Raw genomic sequence first — 16,631 nt, forward strand, 5'->3', positions numbered from 1 at the left:
TGACGGTGGCATGCACGTCGTACTGGCCGACCACGCCCGCAACCTCGAACGGCTGCTTCAGGATCATCTGCAGAACGGGACGCGCGAAATACGCGTTGATCTCTTTGCCGTTCACTAGGACCTTGCCCGAGCCCGGCTTGACCCAGACGCGTGCGACGGCGTCCTTGCGCTTGCCGGTGGCATAGCTGCGGCCTTGGCTGTCGATCTGCGGCTCGCGGTTGATCGCGGCGTCGACGGCTGCGGCGGGGGTGCCCGACACGGCGGACTTCAGGTCGTCCAGAGTTTTGATGTCGTCGGCCATGATCATGCGCTCCGGGTGTTTTTCTTGTTCAGGACTTTGACATCCAGAACTTCGGGCTGCTGGGCCTCGTGCGGGTGTTCGGCGCTGGCATAGACGCGCAGGTTCGTCATCTGCTGCTTGCCCAGCTTGTTGCGGCTGATCATGCGCTCGACGGCCTTGACGACCACGCGCTCGGGGTGCGCGCTTTCCAGGATCTGGCGCGCGGTGCGGTGCTTGATGCCGCCCGGGTGGCCGGTGTGCCAGTAGTACTTCTTGTCTTCACGCTTGTTGCCGGTCATCTGCACCTTGTCGGCGTTGATGATGATGACATTGTCGCCCATATCCATGTGCGGCGTGAAGGTGGGCTTGTGCTTGCCGCGCAGGCGGCTGGCGACGATCGTGGCGAGGCGGCCCAGAACGACGCCCTCGGCGTCGATCAGGATCCACTTCTTCTCGATCTCCGCCGGTTTCGCGGTATAGGTTTTCATCTGTCGTCCCTTCAGGGTCGTAATCGTAAGAGATGGCGGTATATCGAAGATTGCCCGCCATCCGTCAAGTGCAGCGAAGCCCGATTAAGGACGCCAAATCAATGGCTTGAAACTTAGGTATCTGAATACCCCATCACACGGCACGGAAATCGCTGGATTTCGGCGGAATCGAATAGGTCATCGAACAGCGTGCGACCGGATCCGCCACCCCTTCGGAAAAGATCAGTGCCTCGGCCACCGCCAGCACGCGGCCCAGCTTCAGCATCCGGCATTCCGCCAGCAGATCGACCCCTGCCGCGGGCTTGCGCATGAAGTCAATCGACGCGTTCGTCGTGACGGCCAGCCCGACCGGGCCGATCCGCGCCAGGATCGCGCAATAGATCGCCAGGTCCGCCAGCGCGAACATCGACGGACCGCTGACCGTCCCGCCCGGCCTCAGATGATCGTCCCCCGTGATCAGGCGCGCGGTCAGCCCCGTCGCCGTCACCGACTCCACCCGATAGCTGCCGGCCACCTGCGGAAAGTCCCGCGCCAGGAACGCGTTCAGCGCATCCTTGTCCATCACGATCGTCATGCTTTCCCCCCGATGCGTCCCGGCCTAGGCTTTCGCCAAATTTGGGAGGATGCAAGATGGACGACCTGCTGACGCGACACGACCTTGGGCCCGTGACCCGCCTGACGCTGTCGCGGCCCGCGACCTACAACGCCCTGTCGCTGGAGATGATCGAGGCGCTGATCGCGGCCCTTGCCCGGATCGACGACGAGACGCGGGTCGTGATCCTGGCGGCCGAGGGCAAGGCCTTCTGCGCCGGCCACGACCTGCGGCAGATGCAGGCGATGGCTTCGGACCAACTGGCGCATCTGTTCGACCGCTGCGCGCAACTGATGCAGATGATCCCCGCCCTGCCCCAGCCGGTCATCGCCCAGGTTCAGGGTGTTGCCACCGCGGCGGGTTGCCAGCTGGTCGCGTCCTGCGACATGGCGGTGGCGGCAGGCGGGGCGCGCTTCGGTGTCAACGGGGTTTCGATCGGTCTGTTCTGCGCCACGCCGATGGTGGCCCTGACCCGCGCCATCCCGCCCAAGGCCGCGTTCGAGATGCTGACCACCGGCGACTTCATCACCGCCCCCCGCGCGGCGGAGCTGGGCCTGGTCAACCGCGTCGTCCCCGCCGCGGATCTGGAGGCAGAGACGATGCGACTGGCCGACAGTATCGCGGCCAAGCCGCCCCAGGTGATCCGCATGGGCAAACGGGCCTTCCACGACCAGCTGGGACAGGGAGCCGCCGCCGCCTATGCGGCCACGGCGCAGGTCATGTGCACGAATATGGCCCTTCCCGAAACGGTCGAGGGGATCGGCGCCTTTCTGGAAAAGCGCCCGCCGAACTGGGCCTGACCGTCAGGCCCCTGCGGCCAGTGCCTGGACCAGCGCCACGAAATGCTCTCCGCGCTTTTCGAAGTTCGGATACTGGTCAAAGCTGGCGGCGGCGGGAGCAAGCAGGACGGTGTCGCCCGGCTCGGCCTCGGCCGCGGCACGGGCGACGGCCTGCTCCATCGTGTCGGCGATCTCGTACGGGGTCTGGCCGATCTCCAGCGCAAAGTCGCGCGCGGAATGGCCGATCAGATAGGCCTTGGCGACCGCGCCCAAATGCGGCTGCAGGGCCGCGATGCCGCCCTCCTTGCCCAGGCCTCCGGCGATCCAGCGGATTCGCGGAAAGGCCTGCAGCGCCTTGGCGGCGGCATCGACGTTGGTGGCCTTGCTGTCATTGACATACCGGACGCCGTCGATCTGGGCGACCGTCTGGCTGCGATGCGGCAGGCCCGCAAAGCTGTGGAACGCGGCCTCGATCTCGCGCGGCGCCAGGCCCACCGCGCGGCAGGCGGCATAGGCCGCGCAGGCGTTCTGGTGGTTGTGCGCACCGGGCAGGCCCTGCATCGCGCGCAGGTCGATCGACGCCGCCTGCCGCCCCTTGCGGTATTCGGACAGGAAACCCTTGCGCGCAAAGACCGACCACGCCGCCCGGTCCAGCTTCTGCCCCGACGACACCCGGATCACCCTGTCGTCGGTGGGGCCCATCGACAGCTGGTTGGCCAGATACGACCCCTCGGGTTCGTCGATTCCAATGACGGCCCGATCCGGACCGCCCTCGGAGAACAGCCGCCGTTTTGCCGCGAAATAGCCGCCCAGGCCAGCATGGCGGTCCAGGTGGTCGGGCGACAGGTTGGTCATGACCGCCACGTCGGGCGTCAGCGCCCGCGCCAGTTCGGTCTGATAGCTGGACAGTTCCAGCACCACGACCTCTGCCTCGACCGCTGGCTCCAGCGACAGCACGCCCGTGCCGATATTGCCGCCCATCTGCGTGGGTCGGCCGCATTCCTCCAGCACGTAATGGATCAGCGCGGTGGTCGTCGACTTGCCATTCGACCCGGTGACCGCAATCACTCGAGGCGCGCGGTCGAACTGGTCCCAGTCGCGGGTCGCATAGCTGCGGAAGAACAGGCCGATGTCGTTATCGACCGGAATGCCAAGCTGCCATGCCATCGCGATGGCCGGGTGCGGACGGGGATACAGATGCGGGATGCCGGGGCTGACGATCAGCATCGCGATGCCCTGCCAGTTCGCCTCGCGCGTCAGGTCAAGGATGCTCAGGCCATCGGCCTGGGCCGCGTCGCGCGTATCGACGCCGTCATCCCAGGCCACGACCCGCGCCCCGCCCGCGGCCAAAGCCGCGGCGGTCGCCTTGCCGGACCGGCCAAGCCCCAGCACCGCGACGGTCAGTTCTTCGACGCCCTGAACGGGGATCATGGGTTGGCTCCTTGCGAAAACGGGACGGTATCAGCGCAGCTTCAGCGTCGCCAAGCCGATCAGCGCCAGAATCAGCGCGATGATCCAGAAGCGGATGACGATCTGCGCCTCTCCCCACCCCTTCTTCTCGAAATGGTGGTGGATGGGGGCCATCAGGAAGACCCGCTTGCCGGTCCGCTTGAAATACAGCACCTGGATGATGACCGACAGGGCCTCGACCACGAACAGGCCACCGACGATGGCCAGCACGATCTCATGCTTGGTGACGACGGCGATGGCGCCCAGCGCGCCGCCCAGGGCCAGCGATCCGGTATCGCCCATGAACACCGCAGCCGGCGGGGCGTTGTACCACAGAAAGCCCAGTCCCCCGCCGATCAGGGCGGCGACAAAGATCAGGATCTCTCCGCTGCCGGGAACGTGGTGGACGCCCAGATATTCGGTGAAGTCGACGCGCCCCACCGTATAGGCGATGATGCCCAGGGTGCCCGCGGCGATCATCACGGGCATGATCGCCAGCCCGTCCAGACCGTCGGTCAGATTGACCGCATTGGCCGCGCCCACGATCACGATCATCGCAAAGGGCACGAAGAACCAGCCCAGGTTGACCAGGACATCCTTGAAGATCGGCAATGCCAGCTGGTTGGTCAGCCCCGCGGGATGCAGCAGCGACGCCGCGATCCCGGCGCAGGCCGCGATGCCCAGACCCAGCAGCATCCGCATGCGCGAACTGACGCCCTTGGTGTTGTGCTTGGTCACCTTGGCATAGTCGTCGGCAAATCCGATCATCGCAAAGCCCGCGGTCACCAGCAGCACGATCCAGACATAGCCGTTGTCCAGCCTCGCCCACAGAAGGGTCGAGAACAGCAGCGCCGACAGGATCAGCAACCCGCCCATCGTCGGCGTGCCCGCCTTGGCCAGGTGGCTCTGCGGGCCGTCGTCGCGGATCGGCTGGCCCTTCTTCTGGACGCGGCGCAGATAGTTGATCAGCGGCCGTCCGAAGATGAAGCCGAAGAACAGCGCGGTGAAGAACGCGGCCCCCGCCCGGAAGGTGATGTATCGGAACAGGTTGAAGAAATCCCCGCCCTCGGACAGGTTGCTGAGCCAGTAGAGCATGGCATTATCCTTTGTCTTGGGCGGCACCGGCGCGCAGCGCCTGGACCACCATCGAGATCCGTGAGGATTTCGAGCCTTTCACCAGCACGATGTCGCCGGCGGAAATCAGTTTGTCGGGTTGGGCGGCCAGTTCGGCCGCCGTTTGCGTCCATTGCCCGCGCTTGTCCGCAGGCAGGGCCTCGTGCAGGTGCCGCATCAGGGGGCCGGCACAATGGACCAGGTCAATTGCGGCCATGGAGGGATCGTCGGCCACGGCGCGATGCATCGCGACCTCTTCCGTGCCCAGCTCCAGCATGTCGCCCAGAATCGCCACCCGGCGGCCGCCCTGCAGGCCCGCCAGCGTGGCAAGCCCCGCGGACAGCGATGCCGGATTGGCGTTGAAGGCGTCGTCGATCAGGCGGATGCCGCCCAGCGTCTCGACCGCGCCGCGCCCCTGCGGGGGGTGCCAGTCGGACAGATGTGCCGCCGCCTGCGCAAGGTCGGCCCCCGCCGCCGCCAGCGCGGCCAGCACGCCGACGGCGTTCATCGCGAAATGCCGCCCCGTGGTGGGCAGGGTGAAGGCCAGCGTGTCGCCCATGATGCGGGCATGGCAGGACAGCGCCCCGTCCTGCGGCACGATGCGCAGCGGACGCGCCACGCCATGTTCGCCAAAACCCACGACCACCGCGCCGGCCCGGTCCGCGCAATCGCGCAGGATCTGGGTCACGGGCAGATCCTCGGGCAGGATCGCGTGACCTACGGGTTGCAGCCCCTCGAAGATCGCACCCTTTTCGCCGGCGATGCCTTCGATCGCGCCAAAGGCCTCCAGATGGGCGGCGGCCACCGTGGTGATCAGCGCCACATGCGGCCGCGCCATGCGCGACAGGGGCGCGATCTCTCCGGGATGGTTCATGCCGATCTCGATGATGGCGAAATCGGTGTTTGCGGGCATGCGCGCCAGGGTCAGCGGCACGCCCCAATGGTTGTTGTAGCTGGCCTCGGCTGCGTGGATCACGCCCTGCCCCGCCAGCGCGGTACGCGCCATCTCCTTGGTCGAGGTCTTGCCGACCGACCCGGTGATGGCGATGACCCGGCCCGTCATGCGGGCGCGGCCCGCCCGGCCCAGATCCTCCAGCGCGACCAGCACGTCGGGCACCACTAGCAGCGGCGCGTCAGACGCCACGCCGTCCGGGATGCGGCTGACCAGCGCGGCGGCCGCCCCCCTGGCCAGGGCCTGCGCCACGAAATCATGCCCGTCGCGGTCGGCCTGCAGCGCGACGAACAGATCGCCGGGGGCGATGGTGCGCGTGTCGATGGACACGCCCGAAGCGGCCCATGCGGCCGTCACCCGCCCGCCGGTGGCGGCTGCGGCGTCATCGGATGTCCAGAGTGTCATATCCGCCCGTCCAGTGCCGCCACCGCGACCGAGGCCTGTTCGGCATCGTCGAAGGGATAGACGTCCTGCCCCACGATCTGGCCGGTCTCATGACCCTTGCCGCAGATCAGCAGCGCGTCGCCCGGTTGCAGCGCATCGACGCCGCGGAGGATCGCCTCGGCCCGGTCGGCGATCTCTGTCGCGTCGGGGCCCGCGCTGGCCATGACGGCGGCACGGATCAGGGCCGGGTCCTCGGTCCGGGGGTTGTCGTCGGTGACGATCACCACATCGGCATGATCGCGCGCGGCCTCGCCCATCAGCGGGCGCTTGCCCCGGTCGCGGTCGCCGCCCGCGCCGATGATGCAGACGATGCGCCCCATCACATGCGGGCGCAGCGATTGCAGCGCGGCGACCACCGCGCCCGGCTTGTGGGCGTAATCGACAAAGACCGCCGCACCGTTCTCGCGCTGCGCGACCAGCTGCATTCGGCCCCGCACGGTGGTCAGCTGCGGCAGCACGCGCAGGATGTCGTCGGCGCTGTCGCCCGAGGCCAGGCACAGGCCCATCGCCGCCAGCACGTTTTCCGCCTGGAACCCGCCGATCAGCGGCAGCCGCACCAGATGCGCCCGCCCCATCACCGAGAACCGCAGATCCTGCCCCGTCGCGTCATAGCGCTGGCCCAGGATGCGCAGCATCGCGGCCTCTCCGGTGCCGACGGTGGTCAGGGCCAGGCCGCGATCGGTCGCGATGTCGGCCATCTGGCGTCCGCGCTGGCTGTCGATGTTGATGACGGCAGCGGCTCCGTCCTCCAGCACGCGGTTGAACAAAAGGGCCTTGGCCGCGAAATATTCGTCAAAGCCCGCGTGGTAATCCAGGTGATCCTGGCTGAAATTGGTGAAGGCCCCGGCCTCGACCCGCACCCCGTCCAGGCGGCGCTGATCCAATCCGTGGCTGGAGGCCTCCATCGCGGCATGGGTGACGCCCGCGGCGACCGCCTCGGCCAGGACGCGGTGCAGGGTCAGCGGATCGGGGGTGGTATGGGCAAGCTTCGCCTGGTGATCGCCCTCGACCCCCATCGTGCCCAGGCTGATCGCCTTGTGGCCCAGCGCCTGCCAGATCTGACGGGTGAAGCTGGCCACGCTGGTCTTGCCGCTGGTGCCGGTAACGGCCACGACATGGTCGGGCTGATCGGCGAACCACAGCGACGCGGCGCCGGCCAGGGCTGCGCGCGGATCCTCGGCCACGATCAGCGCCCCGTCCCAGCCCGACAGGACGTCGGCGGCGATCTCGGCGCCCTGACGGTCGGTCAGGACGGCGGCGGCCTGCATGCGCAGCGCGTACTGGATGAATTCGCCGCCATGGACGGCCGATCCCGGCAGGGCCGCGAACAGGTGCCCGGGCTTGATCGTGCGGCTGTCGATGGACAGCCCCGTGATCCGCGGGTCACGCCCACCGGGGGCGCGCAGCCCCAGCTGCGACAGCGTCACGTCGTCCTTGTCCACAGTCCCACCCGTCATTGATTTGCGACGAGCCTTACCGCAGCCTCCTCGTCGGGTTCAACACGCGGTTCGAAGCGCGCGGTGATCGTCGGCAGGATTTCGTCGGTGATCGGCTCCAGCCCCAGCAGCGGGCCGATGCGGCGGACCATTTCCGCGGCGACGGGCGCGACGGTATGACCTGCGGTACGCACCGCAGTCCCGTTGATGGTGGTTGACGGCTCGTCCAGCATGGTGATGAGGACGTATTTCGGATCGCTGGCCGGAAAGACCGACGCAAAGGTCGCGATGATCTTGTTCTCGTAGTACCCGCCTGCGGCCCTGGGCTTGTCCGCCGAACCGGTCTTGCCGGCGACCTCGTATCCCGGAACCTCGGCCTGGCGGGCGGTGCCGCGGGTGACGACCTGGCGCAACATGTCGACAGCCATCGCGGCGGCACGGGGCGACAGCACCTGTTCACCCTCGGGGCGTTGTCGTCCATGCACCAGCGTAGGTGTCACGCGCTTGCCGCCATTCGCGATCGTCGCATAGGCGGCCGCCAGGTGCAGCGGACTGGCCGCCAGCCCATGGCCGAAACTGACCGTGGCCGCGGTGACGGCGGGCCAGCGCGTGGGCACCAGCGGCTGACCGGTGGGGGCTTCGACCATCTCGATGGAGGTCGGCACGAACAGGCCAAGCTTTTCCAGGAAATCCTTCTGCCGCTCGGGCCCGATCAGCTGCGCGATGCGCACCGTTCCCACGTTCGAGGACTTCACGATGACGTCCGTCACGCTCAGTTCCTTGCCGTAATTGTGGAAATCGTTGATCAGGAACCGACCGATCCGCATGGGTGCTGCAGCATTGATGCCCGACGCGGGGTTGACCAGCCCCAGGTCCAGCGCCTGCGCGACCGGGAAGATCTTGAAGGTCGAACCCAGCTCGTACTGGCCCTGGACGGCGCGGTTGAACAGCGGACTGTCCGACGGCTCTCCGGTCAGCAGCGGGCGTGGGCGATCATTGGGGTCGAAATCGGGCAGGCTGGCCATGGCCAGGATCTCTCCGGTCTCGACCTCCATCAGGATGCCGGTCGCGCCCTTGGCGTTCATGACGTTCATGCCCGAGGCCAGCACGTCCTCCATCGCCTGCTGCAGCGTCAGGTCGATGGACAGGGCCAGCGGCGCCCCCTCGTTGCCGGGATCGCGCAGCCAGGCGTCGAACGCCTTCTCGACGCCTGCGACGCCGATGACCTCGGCGCTGTTCACGCCTTCGCTGCCGAAGCCGGACCCGCCCAGGATGTGGCTGGCCAGGTCGGCATTGGGATAGATGCGCATCTCTCGCGGGCCGAACAGCAGGCCGGGCTCGCCCAGGTCGTGAACGGCCTGCATCTGCTCGGGGCTGATCTTGCGCTTGATCCACATGAACTTGCGGTTGCCGGTGAAGTCGCGGGTCAAGCGCTGCACGTCCAGGTCGGGGAATATCTCGGCCAGGCCCTGCGCGGTACCGATGGGATCGACCATCTGGTGGGGATGGGCATAGACCGAATGGGTCAGCAGATTCGTGGCCAGCACCCTGCCCCGCCGGTCGGTGATGTCCGCCCGCTGAGAGATGATCTGCGACGACAGCACCTGCGCCCGCGGTTCTGCCGCCGCGCTGGAGGCGAGCGTTCCCATGCGCACCGCGACCGTGCCGAAGGCCAGCATAAAACAGCCCGCCATGACGATCAGCCGACCTTCGGCGCGCCTGCGGGCGCGGTCCTGGATCTGTTCGTGACGGCGGCGGCGGTTCTCGGCCTCGATGTCGTCGGGGTTCTCGCCGCGCTCGCGCGCTCTCAGGATGCGGGCCAGGGGGCGCAGGGGGGTGCGGATCATGGCTGAGGCTCCTCGGCAGGATCGGTTTCGGGCAGAAGGTCGGTGACCATGTCGGCCGACGGCGGGGGCGGCTTGGGATAGTCGATGTGGTCCAGGTCCAGGAACTGCCCCGATTCGACCGGACCCAGTTCCAGCCGGTCGAAGTTCAGGTCGACCAGCTGGCGCAGGCGGTCGGGGCGGTTCAGGAAGGCCCATTCGGCACGCAGCACGCCCAGCTCCTCGCGCAGGCCCGCGATCTGGCGCTGAACCTGGGACATCTCTCCGATGGCGGCCTGGGTGGCATAGTTCTCGCGATAGGCCCAGAAGGCCAGTCCCATCAGCATCAGCACGCAGGCCAGACAGGTCAACGACCGCATCACGCAGCTCCCGGAAGATGCGGCATGGCCAGCGACCGGGCATCGACCGCGCCCGCCGCAGCGTCGGTCCGCACGGCCACGCGCAGCAAGGCTGAACGCGCACGCGGGTTCACGTCCAGCTCCTCGGGATCGGGACCGATCGCACGGCGGAAGGGCAGGCGGAAGGCGGGCTCCACGACCTGCGTGACCGGCGCATACCGGTTGCCGCCGCCGCCCGCATCGGACCGCGCCTGCATGAAGCGCTTGACGATCCGGTCCTCCAGCGAATGAAAGCTGACGACGGCCAGTTGGCCGCCCGGCTTCAACGCGCGTTCGGCGGCCGACAGGCCCGCGACCAGCTGACCGAACTCGTCGTTCACCCAGATGCGGATCGCCTGAAAGCTGCGCGTCGCGGGATGGCTCTGCCCCGGCTTGGCGCGCGGCAGGCAGCCGGTGACCACCTGGGTCAGCTGCGTGGTCCGGGTCAGCGGGCGCGCGGCCACGATGGCACGCGCGATGCGGCGCGCGGCGCGCTCCTCTCCGTAATGATACAGCACGTCGGCGATCTCCGATTCCTCGGCGCTGTTCAGAAGGTCCGCGGCGGACGACACATCGCCGCCCATCCGCATGTCCAGCGGCCCGTCCCGCATGAACGAGAACCCGCGATCCGCCTGGTCCAGCTGCATCGAGCTGACGCCAAGGTCCAGCACCACCCCGTCCAGCGGCTGACCGGCCAGGACGTCCATGTCGGAAAACGTACCCTCGACCAGGCGCAGGCGGTCGCCGTACTGGCCGCGCCATGCCTCGGCCATGCGAAACACCGACGGGTCGCGGTCGACGCCGATGACCAGGTCGGCCCCCGCATCCAGCAGGCCTCGGGCATAGCCGCCCGCGCCGAACGTGCCGTCCAGCCAGACGCCCCCGATGGGTGCGGTCGCGCGCAGCAGCGGCGCCAGCAGGACCGGAATATGCGGATACGCCATGCCCTAGCCCTCGGAGGATTGCTGCAGGAAGGCGCGGGGGTCGAATTCGGGGCCCTTGCTGGCCGCGAAGTCCTCCAGCGCCTGCACGTCCTTGGGACGCGATTCGGGGTGATAGACCTGGATGTAGTCGCCGCGCGATTCAAAGATCGTCTCGGTCCCGTCGGCAAAGCCCAACCTGTCGCGCAGCTTTGCGGGCAGGACCAGGCGGCCCTCGCGGTCGATCTCAAGGTCGGTGGACTGTCCGTTCATCAGCAGCTCCAGCCAGCGGCGCTCCTGGCTGCCGCGGGTCAGGCGGTCGATCTGCTCGTCGATCTGCTCGATGGCCTCGATGGTGTACAGCTCCAGCCAGTTCCACCAGTCGGGGCCATAGACCGCCACCAGCTGCGTGCGCCCGGTGTTCGTCCCCGAGAATGACGGGTCGCCGGCATCGAACACGCGGCGCAGCCGGGCCGGGATCGACATCCGACCCTTGCCATCGACCTTGACGGTTTCGGTGCCTCTGAACTTCCGCGCCACCTGGGCCCGCCCTCACTGTCCTGCTCTTTCGGGACGTCCGAAAGAGAAAGGGCGGATCGGGCCGCTGCCACTGCCCGATCCGCCGCCCTCGTTCCCGATTTACCCGGGCCCCTTTGCGGGGTTGGTTGCCGACCCGTCGCACGCCACCTGGGGGAGGTGCTGCTCGCGGACGCGGGCCGGCTATGTTGGAAAACGGTTGCCTGTATGAAGTCTGCTTCGCCTGTCCGGGGTCTTGGCGCCCCTTGAACTGCCCGTTTTCGTGATCCGGTTGTGACATGGGATTTCATGGGAAGCAACGGTATTCTTGGGCCACCAGCCGCATTCCGCCGCAGCTTTTGCCTAAGCCCGAATCAAAAAATGCCGCAGAAGCGGCAGTGATGTGGCAAAGTTTGGTGGCGTGACGCGAAAGCCACACTACATCTAGAAGGCGAGTAACAAACGCATTTTGCCGGTCACTGGGTCCATTTCACCACAGTTCAAAGCCCTGCAAGTCGAAAATCCGGGCAGCGTTGCAAAACTTTTGGAACAGATCACGGACGATCACGAAATCGAGAGGTCATTCGAGCCTCACTTCCCGCAATTTCCCGACCGTCCCGTGCATTCCCAAAGCAAGCCCGGATTTCGCGCAGATCAGGCGATGCCGCCCTGCACCAGACGGTCGGCCAGGCGGGCATAGGCCTCGGACACGGCACCATCGCCCAAGGCCACCGGTCGTCCCGAATCGCCGGCCAGCCGGACCTCCAGCTCCAGCGGCAGGGCGCCCAGGAACGGCAGGTTCAGCGCCTCGGCCTCGGCCGCGACGCCACCATGGCCGAACAGATGCGCCTCATGCCCGCATTTGGGACAGATATAGGTCGACATGTTCTCGACCAGGCCCAGGACCGGTGTCTTCAGCTTGCCGAACATGTCGATCGCACGGCGCGCGTCCAGCAGCGCCACGTCCTGCGGCGTGGACACGATGATCGCACCCGTGACGGGGGCCTTCTGGCACAGCGACAGCTGCACGTCGCCGGTGCCGGGCGGCAGGTCGATCAGCAGGACGTCCAGTTCGCCCCAGTTCACCTGCTGCAGCAGCTGCTGCAGCGCGCCCATCAGCATCGGGCCGCGCCAGACCAGTGCCTCGCCCTCCTTCAGCATCAGGCCGATCGACATGACGGTGACGCCATGCGCATGCATCGGATCGATCCGCTGTCCATCCGGGCTGGCAGGCCGGCCCGAGACGCCCATCATCCGCGGCTGCGAGGGGCCATAGATGTCGGCATCCAGCAGGCCGACCTTGCGCCCCGCGCGCGCCAAGGCGACGGCAAGGTTCGAGGTGACGGTGGATTTCCCGACACCGCCCTTGCCGGATCCGACGGCGATGATGTGGCGCACGCCGGGAATCGCCTGCGGACCGGCCTGGGGCGTGGGATGCCCGCCGATCTTCAGGGACGGGGCGGCGCCCTGCCCGGATACGGCCTTGGGCGGCGCGGGCTTGGCGGGGGCGGTCATGACGATCTGGACCTTGGCCACACCGGGGATACGTTCCAGCCGGGCACGGGCCTCGGCCTCGACCGGGGCCATGGCCTGCGCGGTGGCCGCATTCTCGACCTCCAGCACGAATCGCACCGTCTCTTGGTCGATGGTCAGCGCGCGGATCAGGTCGGCCTGACCCAGCGTCCCTCCCTGCGGAAGGGCAATATCCGAGATTGCCGTAAGGATCGTTTCGCGTGTGACGGGCATGTGAGGGACCTGTGTCTTTGTTCGCCCGGCAGCATGAAGCATTGAGACGGGACCCTCAACACCCCCTGCGACAGTCCGTACCGCACGGCGCTAACCGCTTTCAAACAGGTGATTTTTGCGTCCGCGGCGTGATCGCTAACAGATGTATCGTGTCAATTTTATGTCGTTAATTCATCGTTAAAGAAGGCAATAGGTCAGCGTTGGCTATGCAATTGCTGCATGGCAGCATTACGAAACCATCCGTTGTGAAACGCCGTCGATGGGGCCATCTTCAACTCAACGAAACGCCGGGCCAATCCGGGAACGGCGCAGACGAGATGAACCGAAAGGATACGACCATGGCTGTTATCGCCCAAGCACACAACGCCACCGCCGACGCCGGCCTGCGTGGCCGCCTGCTGAGCGCGATCCAGCGGATGCAGGAAAACCGAGCCCGCCGCGCCGTTTACCGCCAGACCGTGCGCGAACTGAATGCCCTGACCACCCGCGATCTGGACGATCTGGGCATCAGCCGCTCGATGATCACCCGCCTGGCGCACGAAGCGGCATGGGGTTCGGCCCAGTAATCCTGGGACACCAAGAATTCGCATTCCCGGCCCTCTCCTCCTCCCTGGGTCCGGGACCGGCGGCATCCTCCTCTCCTCCTCCCTGGAGGGTGCCGCCCAAAAGACGCACTGGAACCCGATCCTCCTCCCCGGGTTCACGTGCCAGGCGGCGGCCCCACTCCTCCCTCCCAGGGGTCGCCGCAAAAAGTTTCATAGCCGCCCCATTCGCGGCACGCTGATACGCCCGGTCCTCTCCTCCTCCCTCCCGGACCCGGCGTTCGCGGTACGGCCTCTCCTCCTCCCTGGCCCTACCGCACCCCATACGCGGCCCTTCCTCCTCCCTGGGCCAGCGTTCAGCGGCGACCTCCCTCCTCCTCCCTGGAGGTCGCCGCGCCTTCATAGCCGCCCTGATTGCGGCACACGGATACGACGGGCTCTCCTCCTCCCTGCCCGGTCGTAAGCGGTGATGGCCTCTCCTCCTCCCTGGCCGGAACCGCGACCCATACGCGGCCCCTCCTCCTCCCTGGGCCAGCGTTCAGCGGCGACCTCCCTCCTCCTCCCTAGAGGTCGCCGCGCCCTTCCTCCGGAACCCAGCGCCCCCATGACGCATTGCCCCCGACACGCAGTCGGAGGCCGCATGATTCTGCGCAAGGGCACCAAGGTGGAATGGGACTGGTCGGGCCACAAGGCGACCGGAAAGATCACCGACATCTTCACCGATGACGTCGAACGGACGATCAAGGGCAGCAAGATCAGCCGAAAGGCATCTAAGGACGATCCCGCCTACCTGATCGAACAGGAAGACGGTGACCAGGTGCTGAAGGGCCGGTCAGAACTGCGCCGCGCCGATTGACGTCTTTTCCCCGCCGTGCACCCACGCTAAGGCTGGCGGATGCTCAGCTATCAACATGCCTATCATGCCGGGAACCTGGCCGACCTGCACAAGCACGCGTTGCTGGCGGTCGCGCTGGACTACCTGACCCGCAAGGACAAGCCGCTTTCCTATCTGGAAACCCATGCGGGTCGTGGCCTTTATGACCTGACCGGCGCCGAGGCGCAGAAGACGCAGGAGGCCGCGCAGGGCATCGCCCGTGCCACGGTCGAACACTGGCTGCCGCAGGATCACCCGCTGATGCAGGCGCTGCGGGCCGTGCGCGACCTGCGGGGCGCGCAGGCCTATCCCGGTTCACCGCTGATCGCGGGGCATTTCCTGCGCCACGAGGACAAGGCCCATCTGGCCGAACTGCACCCCGCCGAATTTCAGGCCCTGCGCCGTGTGGCGGGCTTTGCCACCCTGCACCAGCAGGACGGCTTCGCGATGGCACAGGCGGTCTGTCCGCCCGATCCGCGCCGCGGCCTGCTGCTGATCGACCCCAGCTATGAGGTCAAGGCAGACTATGCCGCGATCCCCCGCCAGATCGGCCTGATCGCGCGCAAGTGGAACGCGGGCGTCATCGCGCTGTGGTATCCGATCCTGACCGATCACCGCCACATGGGCATGACCGCGCAGCTGGTCAGCGATTTCCCCGATGCCCTGCTGTCCGAGGTGTCGTTTCCCCCTGCCCGTCCAGGCCATTCGATGATCGGATCGGGCATGTTCGTGCTCAACGCCCCCTGGGGCCTGGCCGAGCACGCCCGCCAGATCGAGGCGATGTTCCGCGAGCGCGCCTGACGGGGATTCCCCCGCCGATTGCGCTGTGCCATGATCGGCCCGGCCACAAGGATTCCCTGCCATGCCTCAACGTCTGTCCATCGGCGCCACCGTGTTCCTGGTCCTGACCGTCCTGGTCGGCCTGTATTTCGCCTATGCTGCGGTGCAGGGCCCGTCGGGCATCCTGCGCCGAATCCAGATCCAGGCCGAGACCGAGGATCTGCGCGAGGCCCGCGACCTGCTGCAGGCCGACGTGACCCGCATGCAGAACCTGACCCGCCGCCTGTCGGACGATTATCTGGACCTGGACCTCTTGGACGAACGCGCCCGCGAGGTGCTGGGCCTGCTGCGCGCGGACGAGATCCTGCTGCGCTAGGGCCGGGATTGCACGGCTGTCGGTGATGCGCTACGGATAGTTTAACGCTGAACTATCCGCCACGCTTCCAGGAGGACACGCCGCATGGCCAGAAAACCAAGCCCCCAGCAGGAGGCTCCTTCGAACACGTCGAAGGAAGAGTTGCTGAAATACTATCGCGACATGCTGCTGATCCGCCGATTCGAGGAGAAGGCCGGCCAGCTGTACGGCATGGGCCTGATCGGCGGGTTCTGCCACCTTTATATCGGCCAGGAGGCCGTCGTGGTGGGTCTGGAGGCCTGCGCCAAGGACGGCGACAAGCGCATCACCAGCTATCGTGACCACGGTCACATGCTGGCCTGCGGGATGGAGGCGCGCGGCGTCATGGCCGAGCTGACCGGGCGTCAGGACGGCTATTCCAAGGGCAAGGGCGGCAGCATGCACATGTTCAGCCGCGAAAAGCATTTCTATGGCGGCCACGGCATCGTCGCCGCGCAGGTGCCGCTTGGCGCGGGCCTGGCCTTCGCGGACAAGTATCTGGGCAACGACAACGTCACCTTCACCTATTTCGGCGATGGTGCGGCGAACCAGGGCCAGGTCTACGAGACCTACAACATGGCCGAGCTGTGGGACCTGCCGGTCGTCTTCGTGATCGAGAACAACCAGTATGCCATGGGCATGTCGGTCAAGCGGTCGACGAAATCGACCACCTTCTTTGGCCGTGGAGAGGCCTTCGGCATCCCCGGCGAACAGGTCGACGGCATGGACGTGCTGGCGGTCAAGGCGGCGGGCGAAAAGGCCGTGGCGCATTGCCGCGCCGGCAAGGGCCCCTACATCCTGGAGGTCATGACCTATCGCTATCGCGGGCATTCGATGTCGGACCCGGCCAAGTACCGGACCCGCGAGGAGGTCCAGAAGATGCGCGACGAGCGTGACCCGATCGAGAACATCCGTGAGATGCTGCTGACCGGCAAGCATGCCACCGAGGAGGACCTCAAGGCGCTGGACAAGGAAATCAAGGACATCGTCAACGATTCCGCGGAATTCGCCAAGGACAGCCCCGAGCCTGACCTGGCCGAGCTCTGGACCGACATCTATGCCGACGAACTGCCCCAGGGCAGCGCCGAAGAGAACGCCTGAGGGG

General features: G+C 66.9%; 18 protein-coding genes (1 of these 18 only partly in view). 6 read left to right on the top strand and 12 right to left on the bottom strand.

Features of this window, described 5'->3' with window-relative positions; genetic code table 11:
• From rpsI to EOJ32_RS14780, 3 genes are all read right to left on the bottom strand, one after another.
• Positions 1-301 carry the 5' portion of a 30S ribosomal protein S9 gene (rpsI, locus tag EOJ32_RS14770; protein ID WP_045982905.1) on the bottom strand. 191 nt of this gene lie to the left of the window's left edge, so only the first 301 of its 492 coding nucleotides appear in the window; the start codon lies at positions 299-301; its stop codon lies off the left edge, out of view.
• Between the two features lie 2 nt (positions 302-303).
• Positions 304-768: a 50S ribosomal protein L13 gene (gene rplM, locus EOJ32_RS14775; protein ID WP_042248180.1), complete on the bottom strand. Its 465-nt coding sequence runs from the start codon at positions 766-768 to the stop codon at positions 304-306.
• Positions 769-901: 133 nt separating this feature from the next.
• Positions 902-1,342: a PaaI family thioesterase gene (locus EOJ32_RS14780; protein ID WP_045982892.1), complete on the bottom strand. Its 441-nt coding sequence runs from the start codon at positions 1,340-1,342 to the stop codon at positions 902-904.
• A gap of 56 nt (positions 1,343-1,398) precedes the next feature.
• On the opposite strand from EOJ32_RS14780, the gene EOJ32_RS14785 reads away from it, so the two are divergent.
• Positions 1,399-2,160 carry an enoyl-CoA hydratase gene (locus EOJ32_RS14785; protein WP_127899073.1) on the top strand — a complete coding sequence of 254 codons (762 nt, stop codon included), beginning with the start codon at positions 1,399-1,401 and terminating at the stop codon, positions 2,158-2,160.
• A 3-nt stretch (positions 2,161-2,163) separates the two neighbouring features.
• On the opposite strand, the gene murD is transcribed toward EOJ32_RS14785, so the two are convergent.
• From murD to EOJ32_RS14830, 9 genes are all read right to left on the bottom strand, one after another.
• The gene (gene murD, locus EOJ32_RS14790; RefSeq protein ID WP_127899074.1) at positions 2,164-3,570 is read right to left on the bottom strand and encodes a UDP-N-acetylmuramoyl-L-alanine--D-glutamate ligase; all 1,407 of its coding nucleotides are present in this window, start codon (positions 3,568-3,570) and stop codon (positions 2,164-2,166) included.
• A 30-nt stretch (positions 3,571-3,600) separates the two neighbouring features.
• Complete coding sequence (gene mraY, locus EOJ32_RS14795) at positions 3,601-4,683, bottom strand: phospho-N-acetylmuramoyl-pentapeptide-transferase (RefSeq protein WP_046001410.1); 1,083 nt, start codon at positions 4,681-4,683, stop codon at positions 3,601-3,603.
• A 4-nt stretch (positions 4,684-4,687) separates the two neighbouring features.
• Complete coding sequence (murF, locus tag EOJ32_RS14800) at positions 4,688-6,058, bottom strand: UDP-N-acetylmuramoyl-tripeptide--D-alanyl-D-alanine ligase (protein WP_127899075.1); 1,371 nt, start codon at positions 6,056-6,058, stop codon at positions 4,688-4,690.
• Positions 6,055-7,554 carry a UDP-N-acetylmuramoyl-L-alanyl-D-glutamate--2,6-diaminopimelate ligase gene (locus tag EOJ32_RS14805; protein WP_205963156.1) on the bottom strand — a complete coding sequence of 500 codons (1,500 nt, stop codon included), beginning with the start codon at positions 7,552-7,554 and terminating at the stop codon, positions 6,055-6,057. Before EOJ32_RS14805 ends, murF begins: the two co-directional genes overlap by 4 nt.
• A complete protein-coding gene (locus EOJ32_RS14810; RefSeq protein ID WP_045982887.1) occupies positions 7,551-9,380 on the bottom strand; it encodes a penicillin-binding protein 2 in 1,830 nt (609 codons plus the stop codon). The genes EOJ32_RS14805 and EOJ32_RS14810 overlap by 4 nt, the downstream gene beginning before the upstream one ends.
• Positions 9,377-9,736: a cell division protein FtsL gene (locus EOJ32_RS14815; protein WP_045982886.1), complete on the bottom strand. Its 360-nt coding sequence runs from the start codon at positions 9,734-9,736 to the stop codon at positions 9,377-9,379. Before EOJ32_RS14815 ends, EOJ32_RS14810 begins: the two co-directional genes overlap by 4 nt.
• Entirely contained in the window at positions 9,736-10,698 is a 963-nt protein-coding gene (rsmH, locus tag EOJ32_RS14820; protein WP_127899076.1) for a 16S rRNA (cytosine(1402)-N(4))-methyltransferase RsmH, read from the bottom strand. Before rsmH ends, EOJ32_RS14815 begins: the two co-directional genes overlap by 1 nt.
• A 3-nt stretch (positions 10,699-10,701) precedes the next feature.
• The gene (locus tag EOJ32_RS14825; protein WP_045982884.1) at positions 10,702-11,214 is read right to left on the bottom strand and encodes a division/cell wall cluster transcriptional repressor MraZ; all 513 of its coding nucleotides are present in this window, start codon (positions 11,212-11,214) and stop codon (positions 10,702-10,704) included.
• Positions 11,215-11,844: 630 nt separating this feature from the next.
• A complete protein-coding gene (locus tag EOJ32_RS14830; RefSeq protein ID WP_127899077.1) occupies positions 11,845-12,936 on the bottom strand; it encodes an Mrp/NBP35 family ATP-binding protein in 1,092 nt (363 codons plus the stop codon).
• Positions 12,937-13,274: 338 nt separating this feature from the next.
• On the opposite strand from EOJ32_RS14830, the gene EOJ32_RS14835 reads away from it, so the two are divergent.
• From EOJ32_RS14835 to pdhA, 5 genes are all read left to right on the top strand, one after another.
• Positions 13,275-13,502, top strand: coding sequence for a DUF1127 domain-containing protein (locus tag EOJ32_RS14835; protein ID WP_045982882.1), 228 nt, complete (start codon positions 13,275-13,277; stop codon positions 13,500-13,502).
• A 616-nt stretch (positions 13,503-14,118) separates the two neighbouring features.
• Positions 14,119-14,334, top strand: a complete 216-nt coding sequence (locus EOJ32_RS14840) for a DUF2945 domain-containing protein (RefSeq protein ID WP_127899078.1) — start codon at positions 14,119-14,121, stop codon at positions 14,332-14,334.
• A 39-nt stretch (positions 14,335-14,373) separates the two neighbouring features.
• Positions 14,374-15,153 (top strand): 23S rRNA (adenine(2030)-N(6))-methyltransferase RlmJ, encoded by a 780-nt coding sequence (rlmJ, locus tag EOJ32_RS14845; protein ID WP_127899079.1) that lies wholly within the window; start codon positions 14,374-14,376, stop codon positions 15,151-15,153.
• Positions 15,154-15,214: 61 nt separating this feature from the next.
• On the top strand, positions 15,215-15,508 hold the full coding sequence (locus EOJ32_RS14850) for a septum formation initiator family protein (RefSeq protein WP_045982879.1): 294 nt from the start codon (positions 15,215-15,217) through the stop codon (positions 15,506-15,508).
• Between the two features lie 84 nt (positions 15,509-15,592).
• A complete protein-coding gene (gene pdhA, locus EOJ32_RS14855; RefSeq protein ID WP_045982878.1) occupies positions 15,593-16,627 on the top strand; it encodes a pyruvate dehydrogenase (acetyl-transferring) E1 component subunit alpha in 1,035 nt (344 codons plus the stop codon).
• Positions 16,628-16,631 lie beyond the last annotated feature (4 nt).

This window comes from Paracoccus sp. Arc7-R13, assembly GCF_004010775.1.
Classification (GTDB): domain Bacteria; phylum Pseudomonadota; class Alphaproteobacteria; order Rhodobacterales; family Rhodobacteraceae; genus Paracoccus; species Paracoccus marcusii.

What these genes read in the sequence shown, in the direction of transcription:
- EOJ32_RS14780 (WP_045982892.1), bottom strand. Translation starts at nt 1,342, where the DNA reads ATGACGATCGTGATGGACAAGGATGCGCTGAACGCGTTCCTGGCGCGG.
- EOJ32_RS14840 (WP_127899078.1), top strand. Translation starts at nt 14,119, where the DNA reads ATGATTCTGCGCAAGGGCACCAAGGTGGAATGGGACTGGTCGGGCCAC.
- EOJ32_RS14805 (WP_205963156.1), bottom strand. Translation starts at nt 7,554, where the DNA reads ATGACGGGTGGGACTGTGGACAAGGACGACGTGACGCTGTCGCAGCTG.
- rsmH (WP_127899076.1), bottom strand. Translation starts at nt 10,698, where the DNA reads ATGGCGTATCCGCATATTCCGGTCCTGCTGGCGCCGCTGCTGCGCGCG.
- rlmJ (WP_127899079.1), top strand. Translation starts at nt 14,374, where the DNA reads ATGCTCAGCTATCAACATGCCTATCATGCCGGGAACCTGGCCGACCTG.
- rplM (WP_042248180.1), bottom strand. Translation starts at nt 768, where the DNA reads ATGAAAACCTATACCGCGAAACCGGCGGAGATCGAGAAGAAGTGGATC.
- pdhA (WP_045982878.1), top strand. Translation starts at nt 15,593, where the DNA reads ATGGCCAGAAAACCAAGCCCCCAGCAGGAGGCTCCTTCGAACACGTCG.
- murD (WP_127899074.1), bottom strand. Translation starts at nt 3,570, where the DNA reads ATGATCCCCGTTCAGGGCGTCGAAGAACTGACCGTCGCGGTGCTGGGG.
- EOJ32_RS14785 (WP_127899073.1), top strand. Translation starts at nt 1,399, where the DNA reads ATGGACGACCTGCTGACGCGACACGACCTTGGGCCCGTGACCCGCCTG.
- EOJ32_RS14850 (WP_045982879.1), top strand. Translation starts at nt 15,215, where the DNA reads ATGCCTCAACGTCTGTCCATCGGCGCCACCGTGTTCCTGGTCCTGACC.
- EOJ32_RS14815 (WP_045982886.1), bottom strand. Translation starts at nt 9,736, where the DNA reads ATGCGGTCGTTGACCTGTCTGGCCTGCGTGCTGATGCTGATGGGACTG.
- mraY (WP_046001410.1), bottom strand. Translation starts at nt 4,683, where the DNA reads ATGCTCTACTGGCTCAGCAACCTGTCCGAGGGCGGGGATTTCTTCAAC.
- EOJ32_RS14835 (WP_045982882.1), top strand. Translation starts at nt 13,275, where the DNA reads ATGGCTGTTATCGCCCAAGCACACAACGCCACCGCCGACGCCGGCCTG.
- murF (WP_127899075.1), bottom strand. Translation starts at nt 6,058, where the DNA reads ATGACACTCTGGACATCCGATGACGCCGCAGCCGCCACCGGCGGGCGG.
- EOJ32_RS14810 (WP_045982887.1), bottom strand. Translation starts at nt 9,380, where the DNA reads ATGATCCGCACCCCCCTGCGCCCCCTGGCCCGCATCCTGAGAGCGCGC.
- EOJ32_RS14830 (WP_127899077.1), bottom strand. Translation starts at nt 12,936, where the DNA reads ATGCCCGTCACACGCGAAACGATCCTTACGGCAATCTCGGATATTGCC.